At 65.2% G+C, this 15,738-nt stretch carries 18 protein-coding genes, 2 tRNA genes and 2 pseudogenes; 6 read left to right on the top strand and 16 right to left on the bottom strand.

Features of this window, described 5'->3' with window-relative positions:
• Nucleotides 1-51: 51 nt before the first annotated feature.
• The 12 genes and pseudogenes from B7X49_RS16545 to B7X49_RS16495 form a co-directional block, all read right to left on the bottom strand.
• Complete coding sequence (locus B7X49_RS16545; RefSeq protein ID WP_286704918.1) at nucleotides 52-675, bottom strand: DedA family protein; 624 nt, start codon at nucleotides 673-675, stop codon at nucleotides 52-54.
• Nucleotides 672-1,604: a cysteine synthase A gene (gene cysK, locus B7X49_RS16540; protein WP_029314062.1), complete on the bottom strand. Its 933-nt coding sequence runs from the start codon at nucleotides 1,602-1,604 to the stop codon at nucleotides 672-674. The genes B7X49_RS16545 and cysK overlap by 4 nt, the downstream gene beginning before the upstream one ends.
• Nucleotides 1,605-1,712: 108 nt before the next feature.
• Complete coding sequence (gene ilvC, locus B7X49_RS16535) at nucleotides 1,713-2,672, bottom strand: ketol-acid reductoisomerase (RefSeq protein ID WP_286840257.1); 960 nt, start codon at nucleotides 2,670-2,672, stop codon at nucleotides 1,713-1,715.
• Nucleotides 2,673-2,822: 150 nt separating this feature from the next.
• Nucleotides 2,823-3,110 carry a site-2 protease family protein gene (locus B7X49_RS18875; RefSeq protein WP_353744443.1) on the bottom strand — a complete coding sequence of 96 codons (288 nt, stop codon included), beginning with the start codon at nucleotides 3,108-3,110 and terminating at the stop codon, nucleotides 2,823-2,825.
• A 76-nt stretch (nucleotides 3,111-3,186) separates the two neighbouring features.
• Nucleotides 3,187-3,840 (bottom strand): annotated as a pseudogene (rseP, locus tag B7X49_RS18870) (RIP metalloprotease RseP); the annotation flags it as partial.
• 20 nt (nucleotides 3,841-3,860) lie between these two features.
• Entirely contained in the window at nucleotides 3,861-5,036 is a 1,176-nt protein-coding gene (gene dxr / locus B7X49_RS16525; RefSeq protein ID WP_286704916.1) for a 1-deoxy-D-xylulose-5-phosphate reductoisomerase, read from the bottom strand.
• A complete protein-coding gene (locus tag B7X49_RS16520; protein WP_286704915.1) occupies nucleotides 5,027-5,719 on the bottom strand; it encodes a phosphatidate cytidylyltransferase in 693 nt (230 codons plus the stop codon). Before B7X49_RS16520 ends, dxr begins: the two co-directional genes overlap by 10 nt.
• Nucleotides 5,716-6,456, bottom strand: coding sequence for an isoprenyl transferase (locus B7X49_RS16515; protein WP_286704914.1), 741 nt, complete (start codon nucleotides 6,454-6,456; stop codon nucleotides 5,716-5,718). Before B7X49_RS16515 ends, B7X49_RS16520 begins: the two co-directional genes overlap by 4 nt.
• Nucleotides 6,457-6,464: 8 nt before the next feature.
• Nucleotides 6,465-6,968 (bottom strand): ribosome-recycling factor, encoded by a 504-nt coding sequence (locus B7X49_RS16510; protein WP_286840252.1) that lies wholly within the window; start codon nucleotides 6,966-6,968, stop codon nucleotides 6,465-6,467.
• A 10-nt stretch (nucleotides 6,969-6,978) separates the two neighbouring features.
• Nucleotides 6,979-7,719, bottom strand: coding sequence for a UMP kinase (pyrH, locus tag B7X49_RS16505; RefSeq protein WP_029314050.1), 741 nt, complete (start codon nucleotides 7,717-7,719; stop codon nucleotides 6,979-6,981).
• 9 nt (nucleotides 7,720-7,728) lie between these two features.
• The gene (locus tag B7X49_RS16500) at nucleotides 7,729-8,625 is read right to left on the bottom strand and encodes a D-amino-acid transaminase (protein WP_286704913.1); all 897 of its coding nucleotides are present in this window, start codon (nucleotides 8,623-8,625) and stop codon (nucleotides 7,729-7,731) included.
• The gene (locus B7X49_RS16495) at nucleotides 8,622-9,062 is read right to left on the bottom strand and encodes a hypothetical protein (RefSeq protein WP_286704912.1); all 441 of its coding nucleotides are present in this window, start codon (nucleotides 9,060-9,062) and stop codon (nucleotides 8,622-8,624) included. Before B7X49_RS16495 ends, B7X49_RS16500 begins: the two co-directional genes overlap by 4 nt.
• 82 nt (nucleotides 9,063-9,144) lie before the next feature.
• Between B7X49_RS16495 and B7X49_RS16490 the strand changes: the two are divergent.
• Nucleotides 9,145-9,323, top strand: a pseudogene (locus B7X49_RS16490) (IS5/IS1182 family transposase); the annotation flags it as partial.
• Between the two features lie 157 nt (nucleotides 9,324-9,480).
• On the opposite strand, the gene lpxB reads toward B7X49_RS16490, so the two are convergent.
• From lpxB to B7X49_RS16470, 4 genes are all read right to left on the bottom strand, one after another.
• Nucleotides 9,481-10,626 carry a lipid-A-disaccharide synthase gene (gene lpxB, locus B7X49_RS16485; protein ID WP_286704911.1) on the bottom strand — a complete coding sequence of 382 codons (1,146 nt, stop codon included), beginning with the start codon at nucleotides 10,624-10,626 and terminating at the stop codon, nucleotides 9,481-9,483.
• Nucleotides 10,623-11,492 (bottom strand): carbon-nitrogen hydrolase family protein, encoded by an 870-nt coding sequence (locus tag B7X49_RS16480; RefSeq protein ID WP_286704910.1) that lies wholly within the window; start codon nucleotides 11,490-11,492, stop codon nucleotides 10,623-10,625. Before B7X49_RS16480 ends, lpxB begins: the two co-directional genes overlap by 4 nt.
• 10 nt (nucleotides 11,493-11,502) lie before the next feature.
• Nucleotides 11,503-12,015, bottom strand: coding sequence for a GNAT family N-acetyltransferase (locus B7X49_RS16475; RefSeq protein WP_286704920.1), 513 nt, complete (start codon nucleotides 12,013-12,015; stop codon nucleotides 11,503-11,505).
• Between the two features lie 86 nt (nucleotides 12,016-12,101).
• Nucleotides 12,102-13,841: a cytochrome c gene (locus tag B7X49_RS16470; protein ID WP_286840248.1), complete on the bottom strand. Its 1,740-nt coding sequence runs from the start codon at nucleotides 13,839-13,841 to the stop codon at nucleotides 12,102-12,104.
• 171 nt (nucleotides 13,842-14,012) lie between these two features.
• Between B7X49_RS16470 and B7X49_RS16465 the strand changes: the two genes are divergently transcribed.
• The 5 genes from B7X49_RS16465 (at nucleotide 14,013) to B7X49_RS16445 (ending at nucleotide 15,620) form a co-directional block, all read left to right on the top strand.
• Nucleotides 14,013-14,088 (top strand) — tRNA-Lys (locus B7X49_RS16465).
• Between the two features lie 210 nt (nucleotides 14,089-14,298).
• Nucleotides 14,299-14,874: a TetR/AcrR family transcriptional regulator gene (locus tag B7X49_RS16460; RefSeq protein WP_286704908.1), complete on the top strand. Its 576-nt coding sequence runs from the start codon at nucleotides 14,299-14,301 to the stop codon at nucleotides 14,872-14,874.
• Between the two features lie 106 nt (nucleotides 14,875-14,980).
• Nucleotides 14,981-15,057: transfer RNA gene (locus tag B7X49_RS16455), tRNA-Arg, on the top strand.
• A gap of 27 nt (nucleotides 15,058-15,084) precedes the next feature.
• Complete coding sequence (locus B7X49_RS16450) at nucleotides 15,085-15,270, top strand: Trm112 family protein (RefSeq protein WP_029314210.1); 186 nt, start codon at nucleotides 15,085-15,087, stop codon at nucleotides 15,268-15,270.
• Nucleotides 15,267-15,620 (top strand): DUF971 domain-containing protein, encoded by a 354-nt coding sequence (locus tag B7X49_RS16445; RefSeq protein WP_286840244.1) that lies wholly within the window; start codon nucleotides 15,267-15,269, stop codon nucleotides 15,618-15,620. The genes B7X49_RS16450 and B7X49_RS16445 overlap by 4 nt, the downstream gene beginning before the upstream one ends.
• Nucleotides 15,621-15,738: the final 118 nt, after the last annotated feature.

Below are 15,738 nucleotides of genomic sequence, written 5' to 3'. Positions count from 1 at the left end.
CGTTACGATATCGTAACGAATTAGGCGTGCGAAATCACGGTATGGTTAAACCTACCCTGCTCGCTGCGCCCGCCCGCGCCAGACGCGCACCCCATACCACACGATCAAACAAGCCAACACAGCAACCGTTGCAATCGTGAAATCATGCATCACCGCGTGCAGCCGAGGGTTGGTCTCCCACGCCTTGCCCAGCCGAAACCCGACATAGGCAAGTGCCAGGCACCAGGGCAACGACCCGATGAATGTATAGGCTTGAAACTTCCAGAAATTCATCCGCGCCATGCCGGCCGGCAGCGCAATATAGGTCCGCACCACCGGCAGCATCCGGCTGACCAGCACCGTGACCGACCCATAGCGCGCAAAAAAGCCTTCAACCCGGGTCAGTTCCGCCCGATCGAGCAGAATATACCGCCCGAACCGTTCCACCAACGGCCGCCCGCCAGCGTAGCCGAACGCATAGGCAATCGTGGAGCCAATGTTGCAGCCCAACGCGCCGACAATCGCGACCAGCCACAGATCGAACCGCCCGGTCGAGACCAGATACCCGGCAAACGGCAAGATCACCTCGGACGGAATAGGAATACACGCCGATTCGAGTGCCATCAGCACCGCGATCCCGGCGTACCCCAGCGACGAGATTGTCGCGATAACGAAATGCGCGAGTGCGGCGATCAATCGGTCAATCCCGCGAACAGCGGCGTCGACAAATACCGCTCCCCATAGGACGCAATGATCGCAACGATCAATTTACCGGCCGACTCCGGCCGCTTCGCCACCTCGATCGCGGCCCACAGCGCCGCCCCCGAGGAAATACCCACCATCAGCCCCTCTTCGCGCGCCGCACGCCGGGCCATCCCGATCGCATCCTCGTTGGTGACGCGAATGATCTCGTCATAAATCTCGGTGTTCAGAATCTCCGGCACGAACCCCGCCCCCAGCCCCTGAATCCCATGCGGGCCTTTTTCGCCACCCGAAAGCACCGGCGAGGCATCCGGCTCGACCGCAACACAGCGGAACCCGGGCTTGTGGGCTTTCATGAACTCGCCCACCCCCGTCATCGTACCCCCGGTGCCGACACCCGCGATCAGAATATCCGCCGTCCCATCGGTATCGCGCCAGATCTCCTCCGCGGTGGTCCGCTTATGGATCGCAGGGTTGGCCCGGTTGGTGAATTGCTGCGGCATGAAGTAATGCGGTCCGGACGCCACGATCGCCTCCGCCCGCTTGATCGACCCGGAAATCCCCTCCGCCCCCGGCGTCAACACCAGCTCGGCGCCATACCCGCGCAACACCGCGCGGCGCTCCTTGCTCACCGAATCCGGCATCGTGATGATGCACTTATAACCCTTCGCCGCACACACCATGGCCAGCGCAATGCCGGTATTGCCCGATGTCGGCTCGACGATGATGCTGTCCTGATCGATTAGCCCCTCACGCTCCGCCGCCTCGATCATCGCAACGCCGATCCGGTCCTTGACCGAATTGGCCGGATTGAAAAACTCCAGCTTCGCGACGATGCTGCCCGGCAGACCGGCGGCCAGGCGGTTGATGCGGACCAGCGGCGTATTGCCGACCAGTTCGGTGGCGTCCTTGGCGATCTTCATCGGTGGTCCTCCCTGGCGATAGAAAGTAGGCGGTCCTTTTTTGTAAAAAAGGACCAAAAAACTTTTATCAGCGCGACGCCGTTCTGGCGCCGCCAGCCAACCGACGGCTCAGTTCTTGGCCTTGTCGACCAGCGCGCCCTGCTTGATCCACGGCATCATCGCGCGCAATTTCTCACCGACCTGCTCGATCGGGTGAGCCGCATTGGCACGGCGCATCGCCTTGAAATTGGTCTGATTGACCCGGTTCTCCAGCATCCAGTCGCGGGTGAAGCGGCCCTTCTGGATATCATCGAGCACGCGCTTCATCTCCGCCTTGGTCTCGGCGGTCACCATGCGCGGGCCGGTGACATATTCGCCATACTCGGCGGTGTTGCTGATCGAGTAGTTCATGTTGGCAATGCCGCCCTGCGCATACCCCGCCTCGGTCAGCGTCTCGAACCCGGCCTTGATCAGCTCGACCAGCCCACCGCACAGCACCGCCTGCTCGCCGAACAGATCGGTCTCGCATTCCTCGCGGAAACTGGTCTCGATGATCCCGGCCCGCCCGCCGCCGATCGCGCTGGCATAGGACAGCGCGATGTCGAGCGCATTGCCGGACGGGTCCTGCGCCACCGCCACCAGGCAGGGCACGCCACCGCCCCGCAGATATTCCGACCGCACGGTATGACCCGGGCCCTTCGGCGCAATCATGAATACATCGATATCGGCGCGCGGTTCGATCAGGTTGAAATGAATGTTCAGCCCGTGCGCGAACGCAATCGCCGCACCCGGCTTGAGGTTCTTGGCAAGACTGTCGCGATAGAGATCGCCCTGGCCTTCATCGGGCGTCAAAATCATCACCACATCGGCCCAGGCCGCCGCCTCGTCCGGCGACATCACCTTGAGCCCCGCCGCCTCGGCCTTGGCAATCGCGGTCGAGCCCGGACGCAGCGCAACGGCCAGATCCTTCAAGCCGGATTCCTTGAGGTTGAGCGCATGGGCATGGCCCTGGCTCCCATAGCCGACGATCGCGACCTTCTTGGATTTGATCAGGTTCACATCGGCATCGCTATCGTAATAGACACGCATATCGAGACTCCCTTGGGCGTTCGTGACTGGTTTCAGGGGGATCGCATGAGGGAAAACGCGACGATTGGCAACCTTGATCCGGTAATACTGAGCCATGCAGCGCGCGGGATACGGAATATTGTTGCGCCCTGCCCCGTAAGCGCGCCGCCGCTACCCCAACAGATGCGAGACGAAGTGAAACAGCCCGACATGCGCAAGGTCGTGCACGGTCACGAATATGAGCAGCGACGCCAGCAGCGCCGCGCCGATCTGCAAGCCGATTTCCTGCGCCTTGCGCGGCAGCGCGCGGCCATACAGACCTTCGGCGGCGTAGAACAGCAAATGCCCGCCATCCAGAATGGGGATCGGCACCAGATTGATCAGCCCAAGATTGACCGAGAGCAGCGCGATGAACGAGGCGAAATCGGCCAGCCCAAGCGACCAGGTTCCACAACCCATCGAGCGTCGCAGCGGCCGCGGCATAGGTTTCGATCGCCCCGGCGCGGATCGCCGCCGGCGGCGCGAGCCGGCGGAGTTTGACGTCAGCGCCCATGATGCCGAGTTCACCAAGCCGCTGGCCATCGACCATGTGCGACGCGGTGGTCAGGTTCGCCCCCTTCGCGATCCCGTCATGGGTATAGGTGATCGCGATGCGATCATCCGGGCGGGTGCTGATCAGTTTTTCGATATCCTCGAAACTCTTCACCTTCTGGCCATCGATGCTGGTGATGCGATCGCCCTTGGCGATGCCGATGGCGGCGGCCGGCGTGTTGGGCATCACCTGGCTGACCACCGGCATCACGGTCGGCGCGCCGGCGGTCGCGAAAATGGCAGTGAACAGCACGAAGGCGAGCAGCATGTTCGCCGCCGGCCCGGCCGCCACAATGGCGGCGCGCGCGGCGAGCGACTTGGTGCGAAAACTATCGGGCGTCCCTTCGCCGGTCGTCTCGCCGCCCAGCTCGGCCCAGCCCTTCATCCGAACATAGCCGCCGAGCGGAATGGCGGCGAGTTTCCAAACAGTACCGTGCTTGTCGGTGCGCGAGAGCAGCGCCGGGCCGAAGCCGAGCGAGAACGTCTCGATCGCGACCCCGCGCCAGCGCGCCACGAGATAATGCCCAAGTTCGTGCACCGTGACGAGAATGCCGAGCACAACGATGAAGGCGGCCAGCGAGCGGATGAGGTCGATCATGCCTCCGCTATATAGGATGTTCAGGCCGCGCGGGAGGCTCTTTTCACCCCAAGTTCCGATTCCGTGATGGCGCGCGCTTCGGCATCGAGCGCCAGCACCGCCGCAAGGTCCGCGATCGGCGGCGCGCCGAGCCGCTGCATCACAGCCTCCACGATGGCGGCGATGTCGAGAAAGCCGATCCGCTTGGCCAGAAACGCCGCCACCGCGATTTCATTGGCCGCGTTCAGCACGGTCGATGCCCCCTGCCCGGCCTGCAACGCCTCGCGCGCAAGGCGCAGCGCGGGGAAGCGGCCGGTATCCGGTGTTGCAAAATCGAGCCGCGCCACCGCGGCAAGGTCGAGCCGGGGCGATGTCGTCGCAATCCGCGCGGGCCAGGCGAGCGTATGCGCAATCGGAATCCGCATGTCCGGCGCGCCCATCTGCGCGAGCACCGAGCCATCGCGGTAGCAGACCATGCCGTGGATCACCGATTGCGGGTGGATCAGCACCTCGATTTCCTCTGCCGTCAGATCGAAAATCCGCGCCGCCTCGATCACTTCGAGCCCCTTGTTGAACAAGGTCGCGGAATCGATGCTGATTTTCGCGCCCATCGACCAGACCGGATGTTTCAGCGCGCGTTCGGGCGTTGCCTCGCGCATCTCGGCCAGCGAGGCCTCGCGGAACGGACCGCCGGATGCCGTGAGGATGATTTTTTCGAGCACATGGCGGTTGCCATCGGCCAGGGACTGAAAAATCGCGTTATGTTCGGAATCGACCGGCAGCAGCATCGCCCCGGCATCCGCGATCGCCCGCAGAAACACATCGCCGGCGGACACCAACGCCTCCTTGTTGGCGAGCGCGATGGCGCGGCCATTGGCGGTCGCTGCCAGCGTCGGTTCCAGTCCGGCGGTGCCGGTGATCGCGGCCATGGTCCAGTCGCTCGCCTGCGCCGCCGCGCCGATCACCGCATCCCGCCCGGCGGCGATGCGGATATTGGTGCCGGACAGCGCATCACGCAGCGCAGGGAACGCGGATTCATTGGCGATGACCGCAACATCCGGGCGCAGCGCGCGGGCCTGCTCGGCCAGCAGCATGGCGTTGCTGCCCGCGATCAGCGCGTTGACCCGGTAGGCATCCGGCGTTTCCAGCAACAGATCGATCGTCTGGGTGCCGACGCTGCCGGTGGAACCGAGGATCGAAATGGTTTTCACCGCCATAGCGGAAGTCCTCCTTGGGCGAGCAGAGCGAGCAGGGCGGCGAGCGGGGCGGCGGCCAGAACGCCGTCGAGCCGGTCGAACAGGCCGCCATGGCCCGGAATCGTGTTGCCGGAATCCTTGACGTCGAGGCGGCGCTTCAGCGCGCTCTCACCGAGGTCACCAACCTGCGACACCAGCGAAATGGCCGCCGCCGGCAACAGGCCGAGCGGGCCGCCGGCGAAAATCATGCCGGCGAGCATGCCGATCAGCAAACCGCCGATCGCGCCGCTGACCGTCTTGCCCGGCGAAATCGCCGGCGCCAGCTTGCGGCCACCGACCAGACGCCCGACGATATAGGCGCCGATATCGGTCATCCAGACCACCAGCAGCAGGAACAGCACGTCATCGAGCCCGACATCCGGCCGGTTGCGCAGCCAGAGCAGGGCAAGACCGGGCAGCGCGGCATAGGCGAGGCCAGCCAGCAGAAACCGGTTGCGCGTGCGCGGCGCCTCGAAATGGCTCAGGGCGCGCCACTCGCGCAACAGGCCGATGAAGAACACCGCGATCAGCGCATCCCAGACGAACCCGCCCAGAATGAGCCCGAGCAGGGCGACCGGAATGAGCACGGCGGCCGAGGCGGTGCGTATGCCAAGATCCTGAAACCGGGCCCTGCGGGTTTTCGGGGGGGCCAGTTGCGTGCTCATTTCACCGGGGCGGGCATGGCGGGGCGAGCACCGAACCGGCGTTCGCGGCGCGCATATTCCGCAATCGCGCTGGCGAGATTGGCGGCACCGAAATCAGGCCACAGCGCGTCATCGAAAATCAGTTCGGCATAGGCGGCCTGCCAGAGCAGGAAATTCGATAACCGCTGCTCACCGCTGGTGCGGATCACCAGATCGGGGTCCGGCATGCCCGCCGTCGCGAGATGCGCGGTGAAATTATCCTCATCGAGCAAGGCCGGATCAAGCGTGCCGGCCTTGGCCTCACGCGCGATCCGCCGCGCGGCGGCCACGATTTCGGCCCGCGCGCCATAGGACAGCGCGATCACCAGGTTCAGGCGCTCATTGCCTTGGGTACGGGTTTCGGCGGCGGCGAGTTCGGCCTCGAGCGCGGGGCCGAACCGATCCCGCTCGCCGATCACCCGCAACCGCACCCCGGCCTCGGCCAGTTCGTTGAGTTCGGAGCGCAGATAGTGCCGCAGCAGAAACGTGAGGTCGGTGACTTCCTCGGCCGGACGGCGCCAGTTTTCCGATGAGAACGCAAACAGCGTCAGCCAGCGCACATTATGCTCGATCGCCGCCTCGATGGTGCGGCGCACGGCGCGCACCCCCTCACGATGGCCGGCGGCGCGCGGCAAGCCCCGGCGCGCGGCCCAGCGACCATTGCCATCCATGATGATGGCGATGTGGCGCGGGGTGAGCGGCGGGTTCTGGCTGGTCATCGGTGTCGTCAGACCTGACGGATATCCTTGTCTTTTTCAACCAACAATTCATCGATCCGCTTGATCATCGCATCGGTCAGCTTCTGCACCGCGTCCGACCAGTCGCGCATCTGGTCCTCGCCGATCTCGCTCTTTTTTTCCAAATTTTTGATGGTCTCCATGCCGTCGCGCCGCACGCCGCGCACCGCAATGCGGGCACCTTCGGCATATTTGCCGGCCGCCTTGGCAAGCTCGTTGCGGCGCTCCTCGGTCAGGATCGGCAGCGGCACCCGGATCATCTGCCCATCCGGCTGCGGATTGAGGCCGAGCCCGCAGTCGCGGATCGCGGCGACGGTTGCGTTCACCATCGAGCGATCCATCATCGTGCCATAGGCCTCGACCTTGACCGGTTCGAGCAACGCCGGATTGGCGCGCCCGGTGCGCAGGCCGGAGAAATCGCGTTTCAGCGTGTCCATCGCGCCATCCATCCGGCGTGACAGATCGGCGGAAATACTCTCAAGATCGGTGGGCATGGCGGCCATCCTAGTGCTGTTCCACGATACGGGTGAATTTACCCTCGCCGCGCATCACCGCGGCAAAGGCGCCCGGCGCGCGGATGTTGAAGACGATGATCGGCAGATCGTTCTCACGTGCAATACTGATCGCGGCGGCATCCATCACCGTCAGATCGCGCGACAGAACCTCGAGATAGGATAGTTCCTGATAACGCTCGGCATCCGCCACCTTGCGCGGATCGGCGGAATAGACCCCATCGACCTGGGTGCCCTTCAACAGCGCGTCGCATTTCATTTCGGTGGCACGCAGGGCTGCCGCGGTATCGGTGGTAAAAAACGGGTTGCCGGTGCCGGCCGCGAAAATCACCACCCGGCCCTTTTCCATGTGCCGCTCGGCACGGCGGCGGATATAGGGTTCGCACACAGCGGCCATCGGGATGGCCGATTGCACCCGCGTCGGCACGCCGCATTTTTCGAGGGCCGATTGCATGGCCAGCGCGTTCATCACGGTGGCGAGCATGCCGATATAGTCGGCCTGGGCGCGGTCCATGCCGCCGGCGGCGCCGGAAATGCCGCGAAAAATATTGCCGCCGCCGATCACGAGGCAAACCTCCGCGCGGGTGGCCACCACATCGGCCACGTCCTGCGCGATCGCCGCGACGGTTTCGGTGTCGAGCCCGTAATCGCGCTTGCCCATCAGGGCCTCGCCCGAGATTTTCAGCAGGACGCGGCGGTAATGCGGCTTGGTTTGGGCTTCATGATCGGTCATGGGGGCGTTTCATCCGATTCCTGCGGCGGATGCAAGGCGGGGGGCATGATTATGCGCGGCCCCATCCGCATGGCGGGCGAACAGGTCGAACAACCGCGTGGTGATCGGCCCCGGCGCGCCATCGCCCACCGCCACGCCATCGACCCGCACAATGGGTTTGACGTATGATGTGGCGCTGGTCAGGAACACCTCGCGCGCGGCGCGAAACTCCGCCTCGGTCAGGCCGCGCTCCTCGAACGCGATCGCATTGTCCGCCAGCAGCGCCGACAACGCTGCCCGGGTGCAGCCCGGCAGGATATGATCGTCGAGATGCCGGGTCCGCAGCACGCCGTTCGCATCCACCGCCCAGACCGTGGTCGATGATCCCTCGGTCACGCCGCCCGAACCGTCGATCAGAATCGCCTCATAGGTCCCGGCCTCGCGCGCCTTTTGCTTGGCCAGGCAATTAGGCAGCAGATTGACCGTCTTGATGTCACACCGGCCCCAGCGAATGTCCGGCACCGTGATCGCCGTGCCCGCCCAGGCCTTGATATCGCGCGGAAACGCCGCGCCGTGCCGGGCAGTGACCACCAGCGCCGGCGCGATACCCTTGGGAAACGCATGATCCCGCCGGGCGACGCCGCGCGTGATCTGCATATAGACGATGCCCTCGTTCACCCGGTTGCGGCGCACCACCTCACGCAAGACCACCAGCAAGGCGGCATCGTTCATCGGCGGCGCAATCGAAACCTCGCGCAACGACCGCGCGAGGCGGCTCAAATGCAGCTCAGTATCGACGAACCGGCCCTCATGGATATGAATGACCTCGTAAATCCCGTCGCCGAACTGATAGCCGCGATCCTCGATGCTCACCGCAGCCTCGGTGTGCGGCACATACCGCCCGTTCACATACGCAATTCGGCTCATGATTTGTTCACCTGCATGATCGTCCCCGTCGGCTGGCTGTCGCGAATGCCCAGAAACGCAATGCCGAACAACGCCGCCAGAATACCGATCACGATCACCATCAATCGCAACCGATACGATACCAACACACTCGCCGCCTGCGCATCAACCCGCAACAGCCCAGCCGCCCGCGCCATGCCGGCACGGTCCGGCGCCAGACCCGCCAGCACCCGCTGACCGCTGACGCCCAGCAACGGCTTGGTCGCCACCAACGCCGCCCGCATCGCCCCCGCATCGCCCGAAGCCGCCGCCTGCGCGATCGCCGCCTCGACAATCACACCGCGCACCCCCGGAATCGGCGCCGCATACGTCGCAAACACCCCGATCAACGCAACCATCAGAAACGCCGTCAACATCATGCCGATCCGCTGGCCCGAAACCCGCTCACGCGCCGCCATACCATCACCCCTCCACAAACGCCCAATCCATGCGACCCGGTGCGCGTGGCGTCAATGCGGCGGCGCGCGTGGGGCGGATGAGCGCCAGAGCGTCAACAGCGGCGAAAAAGGCGGCGCCGCATCGACCCGTCGGGAATCGATGCGGGCAAGACGATCGAAGGCAAGAAGCGACATGTGCCGGTAGACACGCACGGTCTGCCGCTCTGCGCCATCGTCCATGCCGCGGACATCCGGGACCGTGACGGCGGTATGATGCTGATGGGTGAATCGATGCCTGACGGTGGCGTGGCGGGATTGGTGGGTATCAAGGGGTACCCATCGATCTTTACTGAAGGGTCAGAGAGTTTTTTTGCTTCTTTTTTTGTAAAAAAAAGTGCTTGCCTTGCCTTACTTGCTAACCGCTGCCGCGCCCGGTCGATTACTGCTCGAGGACTTCGAGGACGGCGGTGGCGGCGGCTTCGTTGGGGGGGAGGCCGTTGGGGGCTTTGAGGCGGGACAGGGCTTGGGTGAAGCCGGTGCGTTGGGTGGCGGCGATGGCGGGGTTGGTGAGGATGTCCTCGATGGTGGTGGCGAGTTGGGTGGGGGCGCAGTCGGACTGGAGGCGTTCGGGGACGAGGGCGTGGTTGGCGAGCAGGTTGATCATGGCGACGTGGGGGACGGTGATCAGGCGGCGGGCGAGGGCGGCGCTGAGCGGGTTGACGCGGTAGGTGACCGCCATGGGGACGCCGGCGAGGGCGAGTTCGAGGGTTGAGGTGCCGGATTTGGTCAGCGCGGCGGCGGCGGCGGCGAAGGCGTCGTAGCGGGTGGCGGGGTCGGTCACGATGATCGGGCGGGTCGGCCAGCTTGCGGCCTGGGCTGCGAGTTCGGGGGCGATGGCGGGGGCGGCGGCGAGGACCGGGACGAGGGCGCGGTGGTGTGGCGCGAGGCGGGCGATGGTTTCGCGGAAGACGGGCATCAGGCGGGCGGTTTCGGTGCGGCGGCTGCCGGGCATCAGGATGAGGGGTTGGGCGCCGCCATCGAGGCCGAATTGGGCGCGAAAGCGGATGGCGTTGCCTTGATCGGCGCCGGATTGCAGGACGGGGTGGCCGACGAAGACGGGGTTGAGGCCGTGCGGGGCGAAGAAATCGGGTTCGAACGGCAGCAGGCAGAGCAGGCGGTCCCACAGGCCGGGGAAGTGGCGGACGCGGCCGGGCCGCCAGGCCCAGACCTGGGGGGCCACGTAGTGGACGCGTTTGAGGCCGAGCGGGGCGATGGCGCGGAGGACGCGCAGGGTGAAGCCGGGGCTGTCGATGGTGATGACCAGGGCGGGGCGGCGGGTGGTGATGTCCGTGATGGTCTGGTGTAGGCGGTTGCGGAGTTTGATGACGCGGGGGAGGATTTCGGCGATTCCCATGACGGCGAGATCCTGCATCGGGAACAGGGTGGTGAGGCCTTGTTCGGCCATGCGGGCGCCGCCGATGCCGGTGTAGGTGAGGTCGGGGCGGCGGCGGCGGAGGGCTTCGATCAGGCGGGCGCCGAGGACATCGCCGCTGGCTTCGCCGGCGATCAGGTAGACCAGGGTCACGCGAGGGCGACCACGCTGGCGGGGGCGGGGTTATCGGGCCAGTCCGTGTGGTTGCGGACGGCGGGGTCGGCGCGGGTGGCGGCGAGGGCGGCGGGGTCGAGGTTGACGTATAGGAGGTCGGGCGCGTCGAGGGGGCCGCGGGCGATCAGGCCATCGTCGGGGAAGCCGCGATCGACCGGGCCGAAGGCGCAGGCGTAGCCGCGGTTTTCATCGAGCGTGGCGGACCAGGGGGCGATGCCGGTGGTGGGGGCGAGGGCGGTGAAGCACTGGTTTTCGAGCGCGCGGGCGCGGGCGGAGAGGCGGACGCGGTTGAAGCCGTGCAGCGTATCGGTGCAGGTGGGGATCAGGATGATGTCGGCGCCGGCGAGGGTTTGGGCGCGGATCAGCAGGGGGAATTCGGAATCGTAGCAGATGGCGATGCCGATGCGGCCGAAATCGGTTTCGAAGACGCGGGGCGGGCCGCCCGGGGTGATGCCCCAGCGTTCGGCTTCGAAGCGGGTCATGACGCGTTTGTCCTGAAAGGCGATGCGGCCGGCACCGTCGATCAGGGGAGCGCGGTTGCGGATGCGGCCGTCCGGCCCGCGCATCGGGACGGTGCCGGGGAGCAGCATGATGCCGTGGGTGCGGGCGAGGGTGCGGCAGGCGGCGATCAGGGCATCGGCGTGCTCGACCACGGCGGCGAGTTCGGCGGTGACATCGGGTGACGCGACGAAGGCGCCGGCGAGGGCCATGCTGGCGTATTCGGGCAGGACCAGGGCGTCGGCCTGGCCGGCTTTGGCGGCGCGGAGGAGGGTTTCGATCCGGGCGGCGAAATCATCGAGGCTGGTGGGGCGGAGGATCGGGAAGGGCGAGAGGGCGATGTGCATGATGGCAGGGTTATAGCGGTTTCAGCCAGGCTTGCAGATGGTTTTCGATTTCGGCCTCGGTGCCGATTTCACGCCAGCGCATGGTGCAGATCAGGCCCGGGTGGGGGGTGAAGCCGCGATGGCGCCAGAAATCGTCGAGCGGGGTGGTGCGAGGCGGGCGGCGGGGGTCGGCCGGGTTGCGGATGACGGCGCAGAAGGCGGCGTGGGTGACGCCGTGGATGGCGCGTGCGTGGGCTTCGCGCGCGGTGAAGAAGGCGACGCCGGCACCCTGGCCGCGATAGGGTTCGAGCAGGACGGATTCGCCGAAATAGCAGATCGCGGCGGGGTCGAGGCCGGCGGCGCGGAAGGGGGTTTGCAGGGATTCGGCTTCGTCGGTCAGGGGCAGGCAGGTGGAGGCGCCGACGATGGTTTGAGCATCGCGGGCGATGATGATGGCGGCGTGCCGGCTTGCCGCGTAGGTGGCGACGTAGTGGCGTTCGTAGGCGGCATCGCCCTCATACAGGTAGGGCCAGGCGCGGAACACGGTCATGCGCAGGTCGGCGAGGGCTGCGAGGTGCGGCAGGATGGCCGCACCGCGCAGGGTTTCGATGGTCAGCGGCACCGCGCGGCTCAGCTGCCTTGTTTGGCCGGTGCTGCCGTGGCCGGTGCTGCCATGGCCTGCGCCTGATCCATGAAGCGTTTCAGGGCGGATTTTTTATCCGACAGGGACATGCCGGATTGGGTGGCGACGACCGGGCAATAGGCGGTGAGCAGATATTGCGACATCTGGTCCTTGGTGATGCCGGGGTTGGCTTTCTTGACGGCGGCCATCAGCATGGATGTGCGGTTGGCCAGGGTATCGGGCGTGGCGCCGGCCATGATCTGCATTTCACCGGCGCCGGGGCCGATCAGGCTGTCGGTCAGGAGGGGGCAGCCGAGTTTGCGGGCGGCGGCGGAGGCGATCGGCGGCAGGTCGAGATAGTCGGCGTCGGCCAAGGCGATTTTATGGGGTGGGGCGGATTTGCGGAAGGCGAAGACGCTGGCGGCGGTGGCATTCGGCACGCCGTGGTTGCCCCAGGCGGTGCGGACGTAGTTGGTGACCGCGGCGATCTGATGATCGGACAGGATCGAGCCGAAGGCGGGCATGACGGGGCCGTTGGCGTGCCAGGGGATCATGCCGCCGAGCACGATGCCGATGGTGTTGTCGGCCGGGCCGCCGGTGACGGCCTGGTTGCCGGCGAGGTTCGGGAACACCTGGGCGATGCCCTTGCCATCGGCCTGGTGGCAGGCGGCGCAGTTGGTGGTGTAGAGCGCGTGGCCTTCGGCGAGTTCGGTGGCGGGGATCGTCATGGGTTTGACGGGGTTGGTGCGCGGCTTGGTGGCGGTTTGCAGATAGGCCGCGAGGTCGTTGATGTCGGAGACGGGGAGCTGGCTCAGGCTGTAGTCGACCACCGATTTCATCGGGCCGAACGCCGAGCCGTTCACCATGTTGCCGCCCTCGTGCAGATAGGAGACCAGATCGGCCCGGTTCCAGGCACCGACGCCGTATTGCCTGGAGGAGGAGATGTTGGGTGCGTACCAGGGTTCGCCGAGGATCTGCGCGCCGGCCAGCGTGTCGCCCGATTTGATCGCGAACAGCAGGTTGCGCGGCGAGTGGCATTCGGTGCAGTGGCCGAGCGCTTCGGCGATATAGGCGCCGTTGCGGACCGCCGGGCTCCAGGATTTCTGGTAATGGATCGGGTGGGCGCCGAAGAACAGGATGCGCCAGCCGAGCAGGACGGCGCGGATGTTGAAGGGGAAATTCAGGGCGTTGGGGACGTGCGGGGCATCGACCGCGGGAATCGCATCGAGATAGGCTTTGATCGCCAGCACGTCCGGCTTCGAGAGTTTCGAATAGGAAGTGTAGGGCATCGCCGGGTAGATGTATTTCGGGAACACCAGCAGCGAGTGGCCGGGCGAGATGCCGTAATGCAGGGCGTTCCAGAATTGCTTGTTGGTCCAGTTGCCGATGCCGTTGGTTTTGTCGGGCGTGATGTTGGGGGAATACATCGTGCCGAACGGCGTGACGAAGGAGAGGCCGCCGGCGAAGGGCTTGGCGCCGGGGGCTTCGTGGCAGGGCATGCAATCGGCCGCGGTGGTGAGGTATTCGCCGCGTTGCACGACGGCGACCTGCTGCGGGCTCATGCCGGTGGTGTTGGGTTTCGGCATGGCGGCAAAGGCGCCGGGCGGGCTGACTTCGGAGGTGGGCAGATAGGCCTGGCCGATATCGCCCAACGCCATGCCCGCCCCTACCGCGAGGGCAGCCACCGTGAATACACCGGCGGCAATCCACACCGGCAATCTCGACCCAGACCGTGACGATGATGGCATGGCTGATCCTGCTTCATAAAAAATGGGGCGGCGCGATTGCACCCTGGACGTGTCCTAATTCGCCATAAAACCGGAATGATCAAGTGGTGGCCGGGCCGGGTCTTCACAGATGGTGACGGTGTTGCTAGAAGGCGCGGGTCCGGCGCTGCAATGGCTTCGGCGGGCAGGAATGGGCGCATAGCTCAGTTGGTAGAGCAGCTGACTCTTAATCAGCGGGCCCAAGGTTCGAATCCTTGTGCGCCCACCATTCCTGCTCCGGATGGCCTGCCGGCTCAGGCGCCGCCACAAATGCTACCTGAAATATATTTGGACTCGCGCGATAGTTGTTGAATAGCAACGGCGATGCGGTTCACAGTGCACGGCGTAACGAACCATCGGGACCGCAATGCAGTCAGAGTCGGTAAGATCGGTCGATCGGATCTCGCGTAAACGGGTCGAAAAATTCTCCGAGCGGCGGATGGAGCTTGCCGACGCTGCGTTGGTGACGCTGGCGCAGCTTGGCTATGCGCGCACCAGCCTGCGCGAAATTGCCCAGAACTCCGAATTTTCGCACGGGGTGCTGCATTACTATTTCAACGACAAGGTCGATCTGATCACCTGCTGCGTGAAGCTTTACAAATCGCGCTGCGTGACCCGCTACGATGCGGTGATCGAGCAGGCGATGAGCTACGATGAACTGGCGGACGGGTTTCTGGACAGTTTGTGCGCCACCGTTCGCGAGGAGGCGCATCTGCATCGGCTCTGGTATGACCTGCGCTCGCAGGCGCTGTTCGAGCCCGCGTTCCGGGCGGATGTGCTGGCGATCGATCGGACGCTCGAAGCGATGATCTGGCGGGTGATGACGCGGCTTGCGGCGCTGCAGGGCACGCCGCTGACCGTGCCGGCCGCATTGGCCTATGCGATTTTCGATGGCCTGTTCCAGCAATGCCTGCTCAAGCATCTGGCAGGGGATGCCGGTGCCATTGGGCTGATGCGCGCAAGCGGCTTGTCGAGCTTGCAGCATATGTTCGACCCGGTGAGCCCGCACCGGTGAAACGGCCGGGGCGGTTGGGTTTTCCGGCGGTTTTTTTCAAAAATGCGGTCGCCGGCTTGCCGCCCTTGCGATCCTGAGCGCCTTCGGCTAATCCACGCCGATCAGTGCACCCGTAGCTCAACTGGATAGAGCACCAGACTACGAATCTGGGGGTTAGGAGTTCGAGTCTCTTCGGGTGCGCCACTTTCCTTATCGCGAAGGACCAGCGCCATGACCGATCCGGCGCCGATCGACCCGAAACTGCTCGAAGTGCTGGTCTGCCCGCTGACCAAGGGACCGCTCGTCTATGATCGCGCCAATAGCGAATTGATCAGCGAACGGGCAGGATTGGCGTTTCCGATCCGCGACGGCATTCCGATCATGCTGATCGACGAAGCCCGCAAGCTCGACGCGTGACCGCGCCGCAACCCACCGAAATCAGACTGAAACGCGCCGAACGCGTGCTGGAGATCAGCTTTTCCGACGGCACACACTGCGCCCTGCCGGCCGAATACCTGCGGATCGAAAGCCCCAGCGCCGAAGTGCAAGGCCATAGCCCCGAACAGCGCCAACTGGTCGCCGGTAAACGCGCCGTCGGGATCACCAGCCTCGAACCCAACGGACACTACGCCATCCGCATCACCTTCGATGATGGCCACAACACCGGCATCTATTCATGGGATTACCTGCATAGGCTGGGCCGTGAATACGACTACCGCTGGGCCGCCTACCTCAAGGCCATCGACGCCGCCAGCCTCACCCGATAGTGGGTCGGCCTTGGGTAGAAAGGCGGGGGGCTTTGCCCCCTCGACCCCCACTAAGGGCTTAGCCCTTAGAACCCGCTAGTTTTAGGCAAGGGGAGGGCGCTGCCTCGGTGGTTCCGTC

The organism is Acidiphilium sp. 34-64-41, assembly GCF_002282635.1.
GTDB lineage: Bacteria > Pseudomonadota > Alphaproteobacteria > Acetobacterales > Acetobacteraceae > Acidiphilium > Acidiphilium rubrum.
The sequence above is the reverse complement of the archived record's forward strand: the minus strand, read 5'-3'. Positions and strand labels throughout refer to the sequence as shown.

Coding starts and splice junctions, on each gene's coding strand:
- dxr (WP_286704916.1), bottom strand. CDS start 5,036: ATGGCGGTGAAAACCATTTCGATCCTCGGTTCCACCGGCAGCGTCGGC.
- B7X49_RS16480 (WP_286704910.1), bottom strand. CDS start 11,492: ATGCACATCGCCCTCTCGCCCTTCCCGATCCTCCGCCCCACCAGCCTC.
- B7X49_RS16495 (WP_286704912.1), bottom strand. CDS start 9,062: ATGGCGGCGCGTGAGCGGGTTTCGGGCCAGCGGATCGGCATGATGTTG.
- pyrH (WP_029314050.1), bottom strand. CDS start 7,719: ATGACCGATCATGAAGCCCAAACCAAGCCGCATTACCGCCGCGTCCTG.
- B7X49_RS16520 (WP_286704915.1), bottom strand. CDS start 5,719: ATGAGCACGCAACTGGCCCCCCCGAAAACCCGCAGGGCCCGGTTTCAG.
- B7X49_RS16510 (WP_286840252.1), bottom strand. CDS start 6,968: ATGCCCACCGATCTTGAGAGTATTTCCGCCGATCTGTCACGCCGGATG.
- B7X49_RS16460 (WP_286704908.1), top strand. CDS start 14,299: ATGGAGCTTGCCGACGCTGCGTTGGTGACGCTGGCGCAGCTTGGCTAT.
- B7X49_RS16470 (WP_286840248.1), bottom strand. CDS start 13,841: ATGCCATCATCGTCACGGTCTGGGTCGAGATTGCCGGTGTGGATTGCC.
- B7X49_RS18875 (WP_353744443.1), bottom strand. CDS start 3,110: ATGGGTTGTGGAACCTGGTCGCTTGGGCTGGCCGATTTCGCCTCGTTC.
- ilvC (WP_286840257.1), bottom strand. CDS start 2,672: ATGCGTGTCTATTACGATAGCGATGCCGATGTGAACCTGATCAAATCC.
- B7X49_RS16450 (WP_029314210.1), top strand. CDS start 15,085: ATGACCGATCCGGCGCCGATCGACCCGAAACTGCTCGAAGTGCTGGTC.
- cysK (WP_029314062.1), bottom strand. CDS start 1,604: ATGAAGATCGCCAAGGACGCCACCGAACTGGTCGGCAATACGCCGCTG.
- B7X49_RS16500 (WP_286704913.1), bottom strand. CDS start 8,625: ATGAGCCGAATTGCGTATGTGAACGGGCGGTATGTGCCGCACACCGAG.
- B7X49_RS16515 (WP_286704914.1), bottom strand. CDS start 6,456: ATGACCAGCCAGAACCCGCCGCTCACCCCGCGCCACATCGCCATCATC.